The organism is Alcaligenes phenolicus (genome assembly GCF_032063905.1).
In the GTDB taxonomy this organism is placed as follows: domain Bacteria; phylum Pseudomonadota; class Gammaproteobacteria; order Burkholderiales; family Burkholderiaceae_B; genus Alcaligenes; species Alcaligenes phenolicus.
Genome location: NZ_DAMBOE010000002.1, coordinates 151544 through 167418 on the forward strand (window position 1 = coordinate 151544; position 15875 = coordinate 167418).

The following is a 15875-nucleotide window of genomic DNA, read 5'->3' on the forward strand; positions in this document are numbered from 1 at the left end:
AGCATCATGAGCCAAAGCAAACCTGAATTGATAGAAACCTTGCGGGTAGACGCGGACGGCCAGATCCCCCTGCTGGAACTGCATCTGGAGCGCGTGGCACGCAGTTGTGCGGAACTGGGCTACGACTGGGACGCCCAGACCTGGCTGCAAGCCATGCATACGGCGCTGGGCCAGGCTCCCGTCAATACTCCCTTGCGGCTACGCATTCTATGGAACGCAAAAGCCAGTGCGAAGGCCGAGGCACAGGCCTTGCCCGCTCTGGAAGGGCCATTGCAACTGTGCCTGTCCAAGACCCCTCTGCCAGCCCAGGATCCGCTGCTTTCGCACAAGACGACGCATCGCCCCTGGTATCAAGAGGCCAGCGCCCTGCTGGAAAAGTATCCCCAAATCTTTGATGTGATCTTTCTGGATACACAGAACCGGGTTTGTGAAGGCAGCCGCAGCAATATCTATATCCAGGATGAGCAGGGTCATTGGTGGACGCCACCCGCAGAAGGCTGGCTCCTGCCTGGCGTGCAACGACAGGCGCTTCTGAATAGCGGTCTGGCCCGTGAAACGGAGCTTTTTCTGGATGACTTGCTGCATGCACGGGCAATTCGTGTTTCAAACGCCCTGCGCGGCTGGCAGAACGCCTTACTGGTTCAGAATCCGGTTTAAGGCGTAGTCAGCGGCCTGCATGCCCATGCTGGCCGTCACAGTGACCCCGGAGCCATAACCCGCGCAGGCCAAGCCTTGCAGCGCACCGTCTTCGGCCTGGGTCCAGTTTTGTGGCAGACGCGTTTCCTGCTCGAACCACAGGCAATCCACTCCCATGCGAGGCACACGCTTCAAGGCGCGGCCCTGAGCATCGCTGCCACGCGCAAAGCCATGCTGCTTGCGCAGGATCTGGCGCAGCTTGCCCAGCAAGGCATCATGGCGTGCTACCGACAAGTCTCCCCGGCGTAACGTCAGCGGGTCAGTTTTGCCTCCTGCCCCGCCACAGCTCAGCAGGGGCACCTTGCAGCGCCTGGCCTGCAAGATCAGAGCAATCTTGGCGCTGGCCTGGTCAGTGCAATCCAGAAACACGTCGGGATGCTGCTCCATCAGGCTGGCTGCATTGTCCTCGGTGACAAAATCTTCAATCAGCTGCAGCTGGCACTGGGGATTGATCTGCGCAATGCGCTGGGCCATGGCTTCAATCTTGGCCATGCCCAAGGTGCTGTCCAGAGCAGGCAACTGGCGGTTGATATTCGATTCGGCAATATTATCCAGATCAATCAGGGTAATGCGGCCTACGGCCGAACGGGCCAGCGCTTCCACCGCCCAGGTTCCCACGCCCCCGATACCCGCCACCATCACATGGGCGGCCGCCAGACGCTCGCGCGCTCCGGCTCCATACAAACGATCCAAACCGCCGAAACGGCGTTCGGCATCCATGTTGTGCTGCTCTGTCATGCAATCTGTCCATCACCGGCCCATGCGGCCAAACCCGTTAATTCTACGTCTAATTGCCCCTGACCAGCCTGTGAAACGGGCCTTATGCCCTGGTGGCTTGACTGGGCCCTGCCAAATAGCAACACTCATATAAGCAAATTAGTATTTTTCCTTAGTTATCAGCATCAAAGCCCGCTACAGTGGACTGTGCTTGCTCTACAATTGTCATAGGTTTCAAGCATCTGTGATTTTGGCTTACCACCCCTTTTTGCCGTGAACATCGATTCTATTTCCGCCTCGCCTTCCGCCGTACCCACACCGTGCAGCTTTCGTGTCCTGACTGACGAAGAGCGCAACGCCTCTTTGCGTCAATCCCTGGAAGAGGTGCAGTGGTGTGAAAAACAAGACCTGTGGGTCTATGGCTACGGCTCCCTGATCTGGCGTCCCGATTTTGAATTTGCCGAGCAGCGCCAAGCCTTGCTGCGCGGTTACCACCGGGCGCTATGCTTGTGGTCACGTATCAACCGCGGTACGCCCGAGCAGCCCGGTCTGGTTTTCGGGCTGGATGTAGGCGGTTCTTGCCGGGGCATGGCTTTTCGTATCCCCGCCGAAAGCGTCCCCAAGGTATTCGACGCCCTATGGCTACGCGAGATGCCCAGCGGTGCCTATATTCCTCGCTGGTTGCGCTGCCGCACCAGCCAGGGCGATATTCGTGCCCTGGTCTTTACCATGAACCGCAAGACCGACGCCTACGTCCCCCGTATGCCGGATGAACAGCTGCGACAAGTGGTGTACTCGGCCCAGGGAACCAACGGCCCTTGCATCGAATACGTCATGGAGACCGCCTCGGCGCTGCAACGCTCTAAAATTCTGGATAAACGCCTGCAATCAGTGGTTCAATTACTACAGAGCCAGACTGCACTGCTTAATCCTCAACAAGCCTAAGAGCGCCCCCATGTCCCTTGCCGATTTGCGTAACGAATACGAACGCTTTTCCCTGAGCGAAAACGAACTCTGTGCCGATCCTCGCCAGCAATTTCAACGCTGGCTGGATCAGGCGATTGAGCTGAAGGAAGTCGAACCCACGGCGATGACGCTGGCCACCGTGAACCCGGAAGGTCGCCCATCGGCGCGCATTGTTCTGCTCAAGGGTTACGACGAACAAGGCCTGGTGTTCTTTACGAATTACCAATCTCGCAAGGGTACGGACCTGGACCATAACCCTTGGGCCAGCCTGTCCTTTTTCTGGGCCTCCATGCAGCGCCAGGTGCGCTTCGAAGGCCGCATCAGCCGCATCAGCGCGGCCGAATCCGACGAATACTTTCACAGCCGCCCTCTGGGCTCGCGCATTGGGGCCTGGGCCTCGCCGCAAAGCCAGCCCATCAGCCGCACAGAGCTGGATGCCCGTGCCAAGCAGTACACTGAAAGCTTAGGTGAACATCCCGCCCGCCCTGAACACTGGGGTGGCTTCCGACTGACTCCAGACCATGTCGAATTCTGGCAAGGCCGTGCCTCGCGCCTGCACGACAGGCTGGTGTTCGACCGCAAGGACACATCTGACTGGCAGGTGAGCCGACTGGCTCCTTAAGACGTACCCTTGGGTACGCCTGCCCGCAGACTCGATGCAATGACTGTTTTTTCTTCTACCTTCGATAGCGACTTCTTTCGTTCGGCACTGGGCCGTTTCGCCACCGGCGTGACGGTGGTGACCGGAGCCAACAAAGACCACCCGGATCAGGCCATTGGCCTGACCGTCAGCTCCTTTAACTCTGTTTCCCTGGACCCGCCTCTGGTACTGTGGTCGCTGGCCAAGCGCTCCCAGTCCCTGCCGCATTTTGTGGATGGTGAAGGCTATGTGATTCACGTGTTGGGAGCCAGTCAGCTATCGCTGGCGAAGCGTTTTGCCTGGGGCGAACAAGCCGAGCGCTTTCGCGATCACCCCACCAAACGCTCCCCGCACGGCTTGCCCATGCTGGACGACGAGCGTTGCAGTGCCTGGTTCGAGTGCAAGCCTTATGCCGTGCATGAGGCAGGCGACCACCTGATCTTTATCGGTGAAGTCACCCACTGCGAACGCAGCGCCCATCAGCCCCTGATCTACCATGCGGGCGACTTTGACCTGACCCCATCCCTGGCGTGACAGGGTGTTGCAACGCAGCCCTGACGCCGACAGCATGGCGGGAGTACACTACGCCTTTTGCTTTAACGCGCCAATAAGGTCCTGATTCATGGCAAACGATGTCGATTGCATAGTGCTGGGAGCGGGGGTCGTAGGCTTGGCCTGCGCCCGACAAATGGCCCAGCAAGGCATGGAGGTTCTGCTGATCGAGCAAACCGCCAGCATTGGCAATGGCGTCAGTTCCCGCAATTCAGAGGTCATACACGCGGGCATTTACTACACACCGGGCAGCTTGAAGGCCCGCCTGTGTGTAGAAGGCAAGGCCCGGCTGTATGACTACTGCCAGGAACACCATATAGCCCACGCCCGTTGCGGCAAGCTGATTGTGGCGACCACGCCCGAACAGGAAGCCGCTCTGCTCAAGCTGCAGGCCCAGGCGCGCGCTTGTGGCGTGGACGATTTGCAGTGGCTAAATGCCGCCCAAGCCCAGGCTCTGGAGCCGGCCTTGAATTGCAGCGCCGCCCTGCTCTCCCCTTCCACCGGCATTGTGGATACCCACGCCTTGATGTTGGCCCTGCAAGGCGATGCAGAAAACCACGGTGCCCAACTGGTCTTCAATACCCCCTTTGTCAGTGCGCGTGTCCTGCCCGGGCAAGGTTTTGAGGTCCACGTCGGTGGAGCAGAAGCTTTCAGCCTGACGACTACCCACCTGATCAATGCCGCTGGTTTGGGCGCGGTCGCCGCCGCACGCCAGATCGAGGGGCTGGATGCCAACCATATCCCGAATGCCTATCTGTGCAAAGGCAGCTATTTCTCTTTGACGGGTCGCTCGCCCTTCAAACACCTGATTTACCCCATGCCCAATAAAGCCGGGCTGGGTGTGCATCTGACGCTGGATCTGGCCGGTCAGGCCCGCTTTGGCCCGGACACGGAATGGGTGCAGGACGAGAACTACGATATGGACCCGCAGCGGGGCCAATCTTTTTACGCGGCCGTGCGCGAGTACTGGCCCGCTTTGCCTGATAACAGCCTGAACCCCGCCTATAGCGGTATCCGGCCTAAAATTGTGCCCGCAGGCCATGCGGCAGCCGACTTTGTCTTTTCGGGTCCCGCCGAGCACGGCATACCCGGCTTGCTGAATCTGTTCGGCATCGAATCGCCCGGCCTGACCGCGTGTTTAGCGATTGCACAACACAGCCAAGAAACCCTGGCCCAGGCAGCTTAAAAACTTTTCTGAAATCTTTACAATACTGTCGATGAACGATTACATCTTGACCCTATCCTGCCCGGATCGTACCGGCATTGTCCACAGCGTATCGGGCTGGCTGCTTGAGCAGAACGGCAACATTCTTGAGGCACAGCAGTTCGGCGACGCCGCCACCAACCGCTTTTTCCTGCGCATCCAGTTTTCCCTGCCCGAAAAGCAGGACGTCAACGCGCTGCAAACCAGCTTCGCCCCCATTGCTGAAAAATTCAGCATGGACGCCAATATTTATGACGCCCAGCGCAAAGCCCGCCTGCTGATCCTGGTCAGCCGCCAAGGCCACTGCCTGAACGATCTGCTGTTCCGCGCCCATAGCGGCCAACTGCCGGTGGAAATTGCTGCCGTGGCCTCCAACCATACCGATCATGCCGGTCTGGCTTCTTCTTATGGCATTCCTTTCCATCACCTGCCCGTGACACCGGAAACTCGCCCCGAGCAAGAGCAGCAAATCATCGACCTGGCTCGTGATCTGAAGATTGATCTGGTTGTGCTGGCCCGCTACATGCAGATTCTGTCCACCAATCTGTGTCAGTCCCTGTCTGGCCGCGCCATCAATATTCACCACAGCTTCCTGCCCAGCTTCAAGGGCGCACGCCCCTACCATCAGGCACATGCTCGTGGTGTGAAGATTATTGGTGCTACCGCCCACTACGTGACGGCTGACCTGGACGAAGGCCCGATCATCGAGCAGGACGTGGAACACGTGACCCACTCGGTCAGCCCAGCCGAACTGACCCAGATCGGTAGCGATGTGGAGTCTCTGGTTCTGGCCCGTGCAGTACGTGCCCACGTAGAGCACCGCATCTTGCTGAACGATCAGCGCACGGTGGTATTCCGCTAAGCAGCGAGATCAGGCCTACCTTAAGCCTAAAAAAGCCCTCAATGCTGTGGATATAGATCCACGCATTGAGGGCTTTTTATTGGTCTCCCATTTTTCAAAAGCCAGACGATTTGAGCCTGCTAGCTACTTGGCAATTAGCTCTACCAGCCTCTGGCAACGATCGACTGCTGTCTCTGCCAATCTCTGACGAGTATCTGCTTCAAATCGCCAACAGCCTCTCCCGCAGACTGACTGCTTCCCCAAGTCCACCATACGCTTGCAGCATGTCTCGTCGGCAAGACCCATGTTTACCTAGGGTACACGGCTACAAGCTCTGCTTATTGCCCTAACGCCAAACCTTCACGCCGAGGGTCTACCCCGGCTTCCAGTCCACCCTGAGTCCAGCGAATCACATGCGTACCGCTAGGAAAAGGCTGCTCACGCACCTCGTGCCCCATTGCCCTTAAAGCCTGCGCCTGTTCCGTCACAGCGGTCCCAGCCTCCAGCTCTGTCGCCCAATTGCGGCTGCCGTAATGGGGCAGGCTGACTGCCTGTTGAGCATCCAGGTTCCACATCAACATGCCGGTCAGGGCTTGAGCTACGTAAGGAATGATGGCACTGCCACCGGGTGAACCCAGGGCAATGACAGGGCGGCCATCCTGCATGACCATCATCGGTGCCATGGAACTGCGCGGACGCTTGCCAGGCTCCACCCGATTCACGGACAAACGTCCCATTTCGTCTTTGGGGCTCAAGGCAAAGTCGGTCAGCTGATTGTTCAGCAAGAAACCATGCACCATGATCTTGCTGCCAAAAGCTGACTCGACCGAAGTGGTCATGGACACCACCTGCCCCTTGGCATCCGCCACGGACAAATGCGTCGTGGAAGGCAGCTCGGGCGTGTTGTCGCTTGCGGCCTGTGAGTCGGCCAAAGGCTTACCCGGTTGAGCATGTCCCATGGATCGGTCTGGCTGAATCAAGGCAGCGCGGGATTTCAGATACTCCGGAGCCAGCAAAGCCTGCTGAGGCACAAACACAAACGCCGGATCAGCCACCCAGGCATCCCGATCCGCGAAGGCCAAACGCCCCGCTTCAGAGAAATAGTGAATCGCTTCCACAGATTGCGGCTTCGCCTCAGCAATGGGCGTGTGCTGCAAGATACCCAGCATCTGCATCACACTGATAGCCCCGGAACTGGGCGGTGCCATGCCACAGAGCGCCACTTGCTGCCAGTCCATACAGAGGGGCTCACGACGCAAGGCGCGGTACTGCGTCAAGTCAGACACTGCCAGGTCACCCGCAATGGGGTCGGCGGCAACGGCAGCCACCATATCCTGGGCAAGTTCACCTTGATAAAAAGCCTGTGCGCCCTGTCTGGCCAAAAGGCGCAGCACTTGCGCGTATTCCTTGTTCTGCAAACGATGACCAACTGGCCAAGGCTCGCCTTTTTCGTTCAGAAAATAGGCACGTGTAGCCGCCTTGTCAGCCAGCTCAGGGTTATCGGCAATCAAGGTATTCAAGCGTGGGCTGACCTCAAAGCCCACCTCGGCAAGCTCAATCGCCGGGTCAAACAAATTCGCCCACGGCAGCACACCTCCGTCTTTATGCATCAACTCCAGGGCACGCAGCAAACCCGGTACGCCTACCGAGCGACCACTATTGACCGCCTGCTTGAAGGACATGGTTTTACCGTCCAGCTCGAAGCGATCCAGACTGCTGGCTGCGGGCACCGTTTCCCGTCCGTCATAGCTCATCAGGCCGGCCTTGGGCTGGAACATCAGCAAGAAGCCGCCACCGCCAATGCCGGAGGACTGTGGCTCGACCAAGCCCAATACCAACTGCGCTGCAATAGCCGCATCCACCGCACTGCCTCCCTGATCCAGGATGCGCAAACCAGCTTGTGTCGCCAAAGGATGTGCCGTCACCACCATGCTTTTCTGTGTGACCAGCTTGTCACGCTGCATGACACTGCTGGCGGCTTCCGGGTTCAAATGCTGGCTGGCTGCTTCCCGAGCATGCGCAGGTAGCGCCAGAGCCAAGGTCAAGGCAGCCGACAACAGAGCCGGTTTCCAGTGCAATCTCATGTGTTCTCCTTTTGGTCCTCAAGCAGCCATTGTTCCAGCAAAAGCACCGCTTCGCTGGGCTCATTGGCCGTGGGATAACTAAAAAAATAGGCCTCACTGACAGGCATGGCATGGTCCAGCGGCATGATCAGCTCGCCCTGCTCCAGCGCCTGTTGCACCAGAAAACGCGGCATCAAGGCCACGCCCATGTCAGCATGCAATGCCGCCATCACCAGGCTGAACAGCTCGTAACGCGGGCCGGAACTGACACGCAAATCAGGCTCCAGACCGGCAGATCGATACCAGTCCGACCAACTATCGGGGCGAGTGGACATATGCAGGTGAACCAGCTTTTTCCAATCGCCACTGGCGGCCAGCTTGGGCGAGCAGACCGGCACCAGTTCGCCTTCATCAAACAGCTTGATGCCCTCGGTTTGCGGCCATAACTGCCGTCCATGATAAATGGCAGCATCAAAGGGGTGGTCGCCAAACTGAAACGGAGTGGTACGAACGGACAGGCTGACTGTGATGTCCGGATAACGCTGGGAGAAACGGGCCAGACGCGGCATCAGCCACACGGTCGACAAGGTGGGCAGCACGGCCAGATGGATGCTGCGACCCACACCGGCGCGTGCAATCAGGCTGAAAGTATCCTTGCCGATTTGCTCCAGATGGTGACGGATGCGAGCAGCATAATCGCGCCCTGCCGGAGTCAACACCAGACGCCGCCGCACCCGTGTCAGCAAGGTCACACCCAGCCGTTGTTCCAGGCCGCTGACCTGCCGGTACACCGCGCTATGCGTCAAGGACAGTTCCTCGGCCGCACGGGAAAAAGTCCCCAAACGGGCCGTGGCCTCAAAGGCCTGTAATGCGCCCAAACTGGGTACGCCTTGTCTCATAGGTCTCCCTCTTAATCATGCCGCCTCCGCCCTGCCCATTCAGTGCAGGGCCGGATCGTTACGCCAGAACACGACATTGTGCAATTTTATCAATTGCTTTGTGCGCTTTATGCACACTATGCTGAGACTTTATATTGATCTCGCTGATCCACAGCCACCTGATGATGCGCGTGCTGCTCATAGTGGCGACTGTCAGCGATACTTAAGCAGCTCTTTTCTATTTTCCAGACTGATGGCGCCCGTCCAGGCTCCACCTGACTGACCTTCTTTGATCTTCCCGGAGTACCTCTATGTCTGCCAATCCCTCTTTCCATTGGGACGACCCCCTGCTGTTGAATCAGCAGTTGAGCGATGAAGAGCGCATGGTGCGCGATGCCGCCTACGCCTATGCGCAGGAAAAGCTCTTGCCGCGCGTGCTGGAGGCCTTCCGCCACGAGCAGACCGACCCCGCCATCTTTGCCGAAATGGGCTCGCTGGGCCTGTTGGGAGCCACCATTCCCGAAGCCTACGGTGGTGCCGGTCTGAACTACGTCAGCTATGGTTTGATCGCCCGCGAAGTGGAGCGTGTGGACTCGGGCTACCGCTCCATGATGAGTGTGCAGTCTTCCCTGGTCATGGTGCCGATTTTTGAATTTGGCAGCGAAGAGCAGAAACAGAAATACCTGCCCAAGCTGGCCAGCGGACAGTGGATTGGCTGCTTTGGCCTGACTGAACCCAATCACGGTTCGGACCCCGGTGCCATGGAAAGCCGCGCCGTGAAAGTAGACGGCGGCTATCGCCTGAGCGGCAACAAGACCTGGATTACCAACTCCCCCATCGCCGACGTGCTGGTGGTCTGGGCTAAAGTCGTGGGCGGTGAAGACGACGGCAAGATCCGCGGCTTCATTCTGGAAAAAGGCATGAAGGGTCTGTCCACCCCGGCCATTCACGGCAAAGTAGGCTTGCGTGCATCCCTGACCGGCGAAATCGTCATGGCCGATGTGGAAATTGCAGACAGCCAGATGCTGCCCCATGTCTCGGGTTTGCGTGGCCCCTTCACCTGCCTGAACTCGGCCCGCTTCGGGATTGCCTGGGGTGCCTTGGGTGCCGCCGAATCCTGCTGGCATACCGCCCGCCAGTACACCCTGGACCGCAAGCAGTTTGGTCGCCCCTTGGCGGCCAATCAACTGATCCAGAAAAAGCTCGCCGATATGCAAACCGAGATTACGCTGGCGCTGCAAGGCTGCCTGCGTCTGGGACGCATGAAAGACGAAGGCACAGCGGCGGTCGAAATCACCTCCATCATGAAGCGCAACTCCTGCGGCAAGGCCTTGGATATCGCCCGACTGGCACGTGACATGCTGGGCGGCAATGGTATCTCTGACGAGTTCGGTATTGCCCGCCACCTGGTCAATCTGGAAGTGGTGAACACCTACGAAGGCACCCACGACGTACACGCCCTGATTCTGGGACGCGCACAAACCGGGATTCAGGCTTTCTTCTAAAGCAAACCAAACAGGGCAAAGCCAGAGGCTTTGCCCTTGTCTGTTCAAACCTGAACAAACTGGTGAATTACATGCCGTAGGGAAACATCTCTCCCGTCTGCATTTACGGTTTTTACTGCCGAGAGACTCGAGGCAAACAGAATCTCTTTATAAGCAGCGGGCACAAGGCCTGGAATGAAGGCTCTTTCCAGTCGCAGGGCCGTCTAAAGATCAAAGTGGCCGCTGGAAAATTGGTAAACCGAAACTATGCGATGGTGGTCTTCTTATTCTTGTTCGGACTTCAACTCAAACATGCTGGTCGATTCCATTTCCAGCACCAGCTCATCACGCTGATTGAACACATTCCAATTCCAGCGAATGATGCCCAGGTCCGAACGGCTGCTGGACACACGCTTGGACGCCACCGTGGCCTCCAGACGGATTGAATCACCGGCCCGCACTGGCAGGACCCAGCGCAGACGCTCCAGACCGGGCGAGCCAAAGGATTCGGAATCGTGCAAGGCAGAATCCACGGCCATGCGCATGGCTTTGCCACAAGTGAGCCAACCGCTGGCGATCAAACCGCCCCAATGGCCCTCTTCGGCCTGCTTGTCGTCAATATGAAAGGACTGCGGATCGTATTTCTGGGCAAATTCCAGCATTTCTTCGCGAGTCACAGGGACAAGTGGGTGCTTGATGACCATACCCACTTCAAATTCAGCAAATTTCATGTTGTTGTACAACGAAAAAAGCCCCCACGCTGCGCCTTCGGCTTGCTGCCCCCCGAGGGGGAGTTTTTGCCTTGGGGCGGCCCGGCGACAAAAAAAGCCCCCACGCTACACCTTCGGCTTGCTGCCCCTCCAAGGGGGAGCTTTCACCTTGGGGCGGCCCGGCGGCAAAAAAGATCGAGATCGCCACTCTACCATCTCTGCCAGAATTTGCAGCCCCTGCCCCTACAGCGCCACAAACCGCAGCAAACTGTCCACATCCGGTATCAGGAGAAGCCAGCCTGTGCGTCTTATACCAATCTATGGCATAAAGAGAGTTTCCTAATCACTCGCACGCCCAGCCTGCCCAGGGCTTCTTGATTCAACACCGCTATGACAACACTCGATTCATCTTTGCAATTTGCGAGCCTGATTCAAGGCTCACAAGCCATCCAGCTGGAATATCAACGCATTGCCCCCGAACGGGAAACCGCCCCTTTGCTGGTGTTCCTGCACGAAGGTCTGGGCTCGATTGCCATGTGGAAAGACTGGCCGGCACAACTGTGCGAACAAACCGGCTGTAGCGGCCTGATGTATTCCCGCTATGGCTATGGCCGCAGTACCCCACGCCCGGACAATCGCCCCAAAGAGCCGGACTATCTGCATGAACAGTCGCTGGACGTGCTGCCTCAACTGCTGGAGCAACTGGGCGAAGACGGCAAAAAGCGCCCGATTGTACTGGTCGGCCACAGCGATGGTGGCTCGATTGCCCTGCTGGCGGCCAGTGGCTTTAGCGACAAGCTGCAAGGCATTGTCGTGATGGCCCCGCACCTGTTCGTGGAAGACATTTCCCTGCGCGGCATTCTGGTTGCCCGCGAAGCCTACGAGCAAGGCTTTTTACGCGAACGTCTGGGCCGCTATCACGATGATGTGGAATCCGCTTTCTGGGGCTGGAACGCCACCTGGACCGACCCCCGATTCCGCGACTGGAATATTGAACAAGAGGTCAGCCATATCACCTGCCCGATTCTGGCGATTCAGGGCGTGGATGATGAATACGGCACGCTGGAACAGATTCGCCGCATCAAGGAGCTGGTGCCCCACACGGAGCTGCTGGAACTGGAGCAATGCGGTCACCTGCCTTACCGGGATAAGGAAGCGCAGGTGAACCAGGCGATTGTGGACTTTCTGAAACGAACAGCCCGCTAAGTAGCGAACTCACTCAGTCCCTGAGCTCAGTCCTTAAAGCACATACGCGCTACTAAACAGCAGACTTATTCAAAGGCTGCTGCTGCTCGGCCCAGGCGGTCATTGACCGCCTGCCAGTCTGGCGTATCCGGGCAACGCTGCACCCAAATATGCTGGTACTGGCCTTGGTCCAGACGACGCAACATGGCGTACAAATCCTGGGCATAAGGCTGCGCATCCGGGCTGCACACATACCAGTCGTGCACCTCCGCCGAAAATGGCGGCAAGGAGGCAAAAGCGACAATGGCCTGCTTGCCCCCCTGGCTCAAAGCAGCCTGCACCGCAGCCGCGCTGTTTTCATCAAATAAAGACAGCGGGGTACGAGGCGCATAGTGCGCTTTCAAGCTGCCCGAAACTTGCGGGGCTTGTTGATCCGGACTGGCGGGTTCATAGCCGATGACCTCGGCAATCATGGCGGCGCTAATATGACCAGGCCGCAAAAGTACGGCACCCACACCTTGATGGGTACGCGACACGTCCACAATGGTGGACTCGATCCCCACTTCCGACGGGCCCGCCTCCACAATCAGCAGTTCCTCTGCACTCATGTCCGCGAATTCATCGCGTACATGGCTGGCAGCCGTAGGCGATACCTGACCAAACTTGTTGGCCGAAGGTGCTGCTACTCCCGCCTGTCCGCTGGGCTTGAGTTCCGCCATGCGCTTGAGCAAGGCCTGGGCCACCGGATGGGAAGGACAACGAATACCAATGCTGCTTTGTCCGCCACTGACCGTATCCGGAATAGCTGGATTGCGCGGCAAGATCAGCGTCAAAGGACCGGGCCAGAAGGCATCAATCAATTGCTGCGCCACAGGCGGAATATCCGTCACCCAGTAGCGCAAGTCGGCACCGGGGGCCACATGCACAATCAAGGGATGATTCGCAGGGCGGCCTTTGGCCTTGTAAATCAGTTGCACCGCCGCCGGGTTCTCAGCATCCGCACCCAGACCGTAGACCGTCTCGGTTGGAAAGGCCACCAGCCCCCCTTGTGCCAGCACACGGGCGGCTTGCTCTATCTGCTGCTCGGAAGGGCTACGGGTGGAATCACTCATGATCAAACGCGATACGCAAGGCAGCGGCGGCTCGGGCAGTACGTTCACGCACTTGCTGATCCGACTCGCCCACAATATTGACGTGACCCATCTTGCGGCCAACACGGGCCTCGGCCTTGCCGTACAGGTGCAAGGACACGCCAGGCACAGCCAGCAAGGCAGCCCAATCAGGTTCACGCATCTGGCCCTGTTCATCAAACCAGATATCGCCCAGGATGTTGAGCATCATGGAAGGACACAAAGCGCTGGTATCACCCAAAGGCAAGGCCGCCATCACGCGGGCTTGCTGTTCAAACTGGCTGGTGACGCAGGCGTTCATGGTGTAGTGACCGCTATTGTGCGGACGGGGAGCCACTTCATTGGCCAACAAACGGCCATCTTCCAGAATGAAGAACTCCACACACAAGACACCCACGTAATCCAGCGTACGGGCGATAGCGGCAGCAGCCTGACGAGCCTGTTCGGACAAGGCATCATCCTGGAACTGGGCGCTGATGGTGGACACGGCCAAAATGCCATCACGGTGCTCGTTACGGGCACATGGGAAGGTTTTGACCTGATCGTCCAGGCCACGGGCCAGGACAACCGAAATTTCGGACTTCAAGGGTTGCAGGGCTTCCAGCACACAGGCCTGGGAACCGAACTCCTTGAAGGCAGCCAGCGCCTGTTCACGGTCTGCCACACGTGCCTGGCCCTTGCCGTCGTAACCAAAGCGTGCCGTCTTCAGAATGCCGGGAAACAAGGCGCTATCGGCGGCTTGCAAGTCCTCCAGACTTTCGATGGCCGCATAGGGAGCCACCGGCACACCGGCCTGCGCGATAAAGGCTTTTTCACGAATACGATCCTGCACAATGCCTACGGCATCACCAGACGGTGTGACTCGTGTGTGCTGGGCCAAGGTCAGCAAGGACTGCGCTGGTACGTTCTCGAACTCGGTACTGACGGCTTGGCACAAGCCCCCCAGACGGGCAAGCGCTTGTGCGTCATCGTAGGCCGCACAGATATGCAGATCGGCCACTGCACCCGCAGGGCTATGGGTGTCCGGGTCCAGCACGGCCACCTTGTAGCCCAGGCTTTGGGCACTATGGCAGAACATGCGGCCCAGTTGGCCGCCTCCAATCATGCCCAGCCAGGAGCCAGGGACCAGAAGGGCAGCATCAGTCATGGGGGTCATCATCACAAAATAAAATCAGGCAGTAGCAGGAGGAACACGCATAGCTCGGGCGGCCTCGGTCTGGCGGGCACGGTACGCAATCAGTTTTTCAGTCAGCACAGCATCGTTGACGGCCAGATTGGCAATCACGTGCAGCGCGGCATTGGCGGCACCGGCCTCGCCAATGGCGAAGGTGGCAACCGGCACGCCCTTGGGCATTTGCACAATCGACAACAGGGAATCTTCACCGCGCAGGTAGCGCGAAGGCACAGGTACGCCGAACACGGGCAAGTGCGTCAGGGCAGCCAGCATTCCGGGCAAGTGAGCCGCGCCGCCTGCACCGGCAATAATGGCTTTCAAGCCACGGGCCGGAGCCTGGGCACCATAGTCCACCATATCAATCGGCATGCGGTGGGCAGAGACCACACGGCACTCATAGGACACGCCAAATTCGTCCAGAATGGCCACAGCCTGGCTCATGACATCCCAGTCGCTGGAGGAGCCCATCACAATGCCCACTGTGGGGGCCGCAGGAGTTTGTACGCTCATTAGAGATACGCCCTAAAAGGAAGAAGGCGCCATGCTGCCAGGCGCCTTGGTAAATAGAAAAACAGCAGGGTCCATCCAATGATGGGTTTTGCGGCAAGGCAGACTTTGCTCTGCCCATCGCCCTCCCCCAAAGCCCGGCTCGCTGTGACACAGTTGTCCAAGGACATGCAGCCGCTTGGCACCCTGCGAAGGACGAGCAGGCAACTCGTTTACGGCGAGCGCCTGTCCGGGCTGTAAACCGTTCACGCTGTCAGGCGTTCCAGGGCTTCACGGTATTTGTCAGCCGTACGCTCGGCCACCTCAGCAGGCAAGCGAGGAGCGGGTGGCGTCTTGTCCCAAACCTGGGTTTCCAGCCAATCACGCACAAATTGCTTGTCGTAAGACGGTGGGCTGATGCCTTCGGCATAGCTGTCGGCTGGCCAGAAACGCGAGGAATCCGGGGTCAGCACTTCGTCCATCAAATGCAGCTGGCCTTGATCGTCCAGGCCAAATTCAAATTTGGTATCCGCAATCAGAATGCCACGGCTGGCCGCATAGTCAGCAGCTTCGGTGTACAGACGCAAGGTCACGTCACGGATCTGCTCGGCCAGTTCCTGACCCACTTCCTTGACCACGTGGGCGAAATCCACGTTCTCGTCATGCGAGCCCATTTCTGCTTTGGCAGCCGGCGTAAACAGCACATGAGGCAGCTTGGCCGCTTGCTTCAGGCCTGCAGGCAAGGTGATGCCACATACCGCGCCGGTAGCCTGGTAGTCTTTCCAGCCCGAACCGATCAGGTAACCACGAGCCACCGCTTCCACCATGATGGGCTTCAAGCGCTTGACCACCATGGAGCGGCCTTCCACTTGGGCGCGCTCTTCAGGCGCCACCACATCAACCGGGTTCACGCCCGTCGTGTGATTAGGGATGATGTGTGCCAGCTTGTTCAGCCAGAACTCGGTCATCTGCGTCAAGACAGCACCCTTGCCGGGAATGGGGTCGTCCAGAATCACATCGAATGCCGAAATGCGATCACTGGCCACAATCAACAACTTGTCCTCACCCACCGCATACATGTCCCGAACTTTGCCGCGCGCGAGTAGCGGCAGGGAGCTCAGGCTGGATTGATGTAAGGGCTCTTGCACG

Annotated in this window: 16 protein-coding genes; 8 read left to right on the top strand and 8 right to left on the bottom strand. The window is 58.5% G+C overall.

Translation table 11 applies throughout. The features are described from left to right. The first annotated feature begins 6 nt into the window (after positions 1-6). Entirely contained in the window at positions 7-657 is a 651-nt protein-coding gene (locus U2949_RS04035; protein WP_026485155.1) for an aminotransferase class IV, read from the top strand. On the opposite strand, the gene U2949_RS04040 is transcribed toward U2949_RS04035, so the two are convergent. Beyond that, positions 634-1434 (bottom strand): tRNA threonylcarbamoyladenosine dehydratase, encoded by an 801-nt coding sequence (locus tag U2949_RS04040; RefSeq protein ID WP_257723794.1) that lies wholly within the window; start codon positions 1432-1434, stop codon positions 634-636. The genes U2949_RS04035 and U2949_RS04040 overlap by 24 nt on opposite strands. Before the next feature lie 252 nt (positions 1435-1686). Between U2949_RS04040 and U2949_RS04045 the strand changes: the two genes are divergently transcribed. From U2949_RS04045 to purU, 5 genes are all read left to right on the top strand, one after another. Further along, the gene (locus U2949_RS04045) at positions 1687-2358 is read left to right on the top strand and encodes a gamma-glutamylcyclotransferase (RefSeq protein ID WP_009455103.1); all 672 of its coding nucleotides are present in this window, start codon (positions 1687-1689) and stop codon (positions 2356-2358) included. Positions 2359-2368: 10 nt separating this feature from the next. Then, the gene (gene pdxH, locus U2949_RS04050) at positions 2369-3001 is read left to right on the top strand and encodes a pyridoxamine 5'-phosphate oxidase (RefSeq protein WP_035271119.1); all 633 of its coding nucleotides are present in this window, start codon (positions 2369-2371) and stop codon (positions 2999-3001) included. 39 nt (positions 3002-3040) lie between these two features. Further along, positions 3041-3553 carry a flavin reductase family protein gene (locus U2949_RS04055; RefSeq protein ID WP_045930932.1) on the top strand — a complete coding sequence of 171 codons (513 nt, stop codon included), beginning with the start codon at positions 3041-3043 and terminating at the stop codon, positions 3551-3553. Between the two features lie 88 nt (positions 3554-3641). Beyond that, positions 3642-4757, top strand: coding sequence for an NAD(P)/FAD-dependent oxidoreductase (locus tag U2949_RS04060; protein WP_321286297.1), 1116 nt, complete (start codon positions 3642-3644; stop codon positions 4755-4757). Positions 4758-4782: 25 nt separating this feature from the next. Next, positions 4783-5637 carry a formyltetrahydrofolate deformylase gene (gene purU / locus U2949_RS04065; protein WP_164837966.1) on the top strand — a complete coding sequence of 285 codons (855 nt, stop codon included), beginning with the start codon at positions 4783-4785 and terminating at the stop codon, positions 5635-5637. A 317-nt stretch (positions 5638-5954) separates the two neighbouring features. On the opposite strand, the gene ggt is transcribed toward purU, so the two are convergent. After that, on the bottom strand, positions 5955-7700 hold the full coding sequence (gene ggt, locus U2949_RS04070) for a gamma-glutamyltransferase (protein ID WP_026485150.1): 1746 nt from the start codon (positions 7698-7700) through the stop codon (positions 5955-5957). Beyond that, positions 7697-8578, bottom strand: a complete 882-nt coding sequence (locus U2949_RS04075) for a LysR substrate-binding domain-containing protein (RefSeq protein WP_257723798.1) — start codon at positions 8576-8578, stop codon at positions 7697-7699. The genes ggt and U2949_RS04075 overlap by 4 nt, the downstream gene beginning before the upstream one ends. A gap of 290 nt (positions 8579-8868) precedes the next feature. Between U2949_RS04075 and U2949_RS04080 the strand changes: the two genes are divergently transcribed. After that, positions 8869-10062, top strand: a complete 1194-nt coding sequence (locus U2949_RS04080) for an acyl-CoA dehydrogenase (RefSeq protein ID WP_257723799.1) — start codon at positions 8869-8871, stop codon at positions 10060-10062. Between the two features lie 263 nt (positions 10063-10325). Here the strand turns inward: U2949_RS04080 and U2949_RS04085 are convergent, their stop codons facing one another. Then, complete coding sequence (locus U2949_RS04085) at positions 10326-10772, bottom strand: MaoC family dehydratase (protein ID WP_035275531.1); 447 nt, start codon at positions 10770-10772, stop codon at positions 10326-10328. A 369-nt stretch (positions 10773-11141) separates the two neighbouring features. Between U2949_RS04085 and U2949_RS04090 the strand changes: the two genes are divergently transcribed. After that, positions 11142-11957 carry an alpha/beta fold hydrolase gene (locus U2949_RS04090; RefSeq protein ID WP_257723800.1) on the top strand — a complete coding sequence of 272 codons (816 nt, stop codon included), beginning with the start codon at positions 11142-11144 and terminating at the stop codon, positions 11955-11957. Positions 11958-12022: 65 nt separating this feature from the next. On the opposite strand, the gene U2949_RS04095 is transcribed toward U2949_RS04090, so the two are convergent. The 4 genes from U2949_RS04095 to U2949_RS04110 all read right to left on the bottom strand — a co-directional run bounded on the left by U2949_RS04095 (position 12023) and on the right by U2949_RS04110 (position 15874). Then, on the bottom strand, positions 12023-13048 hold the full coding sequence (locus U2949_RS04095; RefSeq protein WP_321286300.1) for an L-threonylcarbamoyladenylate synthase: 1026 nt from the start codon (positions 13046-13048) through the stop codon (positions 12023-12025). Then, entirely contained in the window at positions 13041-14222 is a 1182-nt protein-coding gene (locus U2949_RS04100; protein ID WP_321286771.1) for a 5-(carboxyamino)imidazole ribonucleotide synthase, read from the bottom strand. Before U2949_RS04100 ends, U2949_RS04095 begins: the two co-directional genes overlap by 8 nt. A gap of 15 nt (positions 14223-14237) precedes the next feature. Continuing rightward, positions 14238-14750 (bottom strand): 5-(carboxyamino)imidazole ribonucleotide mutase, encoded by a 513-nt coding sequence (gene purE, locus U2949_RS04105; RefSeq protein ID WP_009455126.1) that lies wholly within the window; start codon positions 14748-14750, stop codon positions 14238-14240. 242 nt (positions 14751-14992) lie between these two features. Further along, positions 14993-15874 (bottom strand): phosphoribosylaminoimidazolesuccinocarboxamide synthase, encoded by an 882-nt coding sequence (locus tag U2949_RS04110; RefSeq protein ID WP_009455127.1) that lies wholly within the window; start codon positions 15872-15874, stop codon positions 14993-14995. Between the last annotated feature and the right edge of the window lies 1 nt (position 15875).

Excerpts from the sequence above, each read along its gene's own strand:
- U2949_RS04035 (WP_026485155.1), top strand. The coding sequence starts at position 7 with ATGAGCCAAAGCAAACCTGAATTGATAGAAACCTTGCGGGTAGACGCG.
- U2949_RS04040 (WP_257723794.1), bottom strand. The coding sequence starts at position 1,434 with ATGACAGAGCAGCACAACATGGATGCCGAACGCCGTTTCGGCGGTTTG.
- pdxH (WP_035271119.1), top strand. The coding sequence starts at position 2,369 with ATGTCCCTTGCCGATTTGCGTAACGAATACGAACGCTTTTCCCTGAGC.
- U2949_RS04055 (WP_045930932.1), top strand. The coding sequence starts at position 3,041 with ATGACTGTTTTTTCTTCTACCTTCGATAGCGACTTCTTTCGTTCGGCA.
- U2949_RS04060 (WP_321286297.1), top strand. The coding sequence starts at position 3,642 with ATGGCAAACGATGTCGATTGCATAGTGCTGGGAGCGGGGGTCGTAGGC.
- ggt (WP_026485150.1), bottom strand. The coding sequence starts at position 7,700 with ATGAGATTGCACTGGAAACCGGCTCTGTTGTCGGCTGCCTTGACCTTG.
- U2949_RS04075 (WP_257723798.1), bottom strand. The coding sequence starts at position 8,578 with ATGAGACAAGGCGTACCCAGTTTGGGCGCATTACAGGCCTTTGAGGCC.
- U2949_RS04080 (WP_257723799.1), top strand. The coding sequence starts at position 8,869 with ATGTCTGCCAATCCCTCTTTCCATTGGGACGACCCCCTGCTGTTGAAT.
- U2949_RS04085 (WP_035275531.1), bottom strand. The coding sequence starts at position 10,772 with ATGAAATTTGCTGAATTTGAAGTGGGTATGGTCATCAAGCACCCACTT.
- U2949_RS04090 (WP_257723800.1), top strand. The coding sequence starts at position 11,142 with ATGACAACACTCGATTCATCTTTGCAATTTGCGAGCCTGATTCAAGGC.
- U2949_RS04095 (WP_321286300.1), bottom strand. The coding sequence starts at position 13,048 with ATGAGTGATTCCACCCGTAGCCCTTCCGAGCAGCAGATAGAGCAAGCC.
- U2949_RS04100 (WP_321286771.1), bottom strand. The coding sequence starts at position 14,222 with ATGACCCCCATGACTGATGCTGCCCTTCTGGTCCCTGGCTCCTGGCTG.
- purE (WP_009455126.1), bottom strand. The coding sequence starts at position 14,750 with ATGAGCGTACAAACTCCTGCGGCCCCCACAGTGGGCATTGTGATGGGC.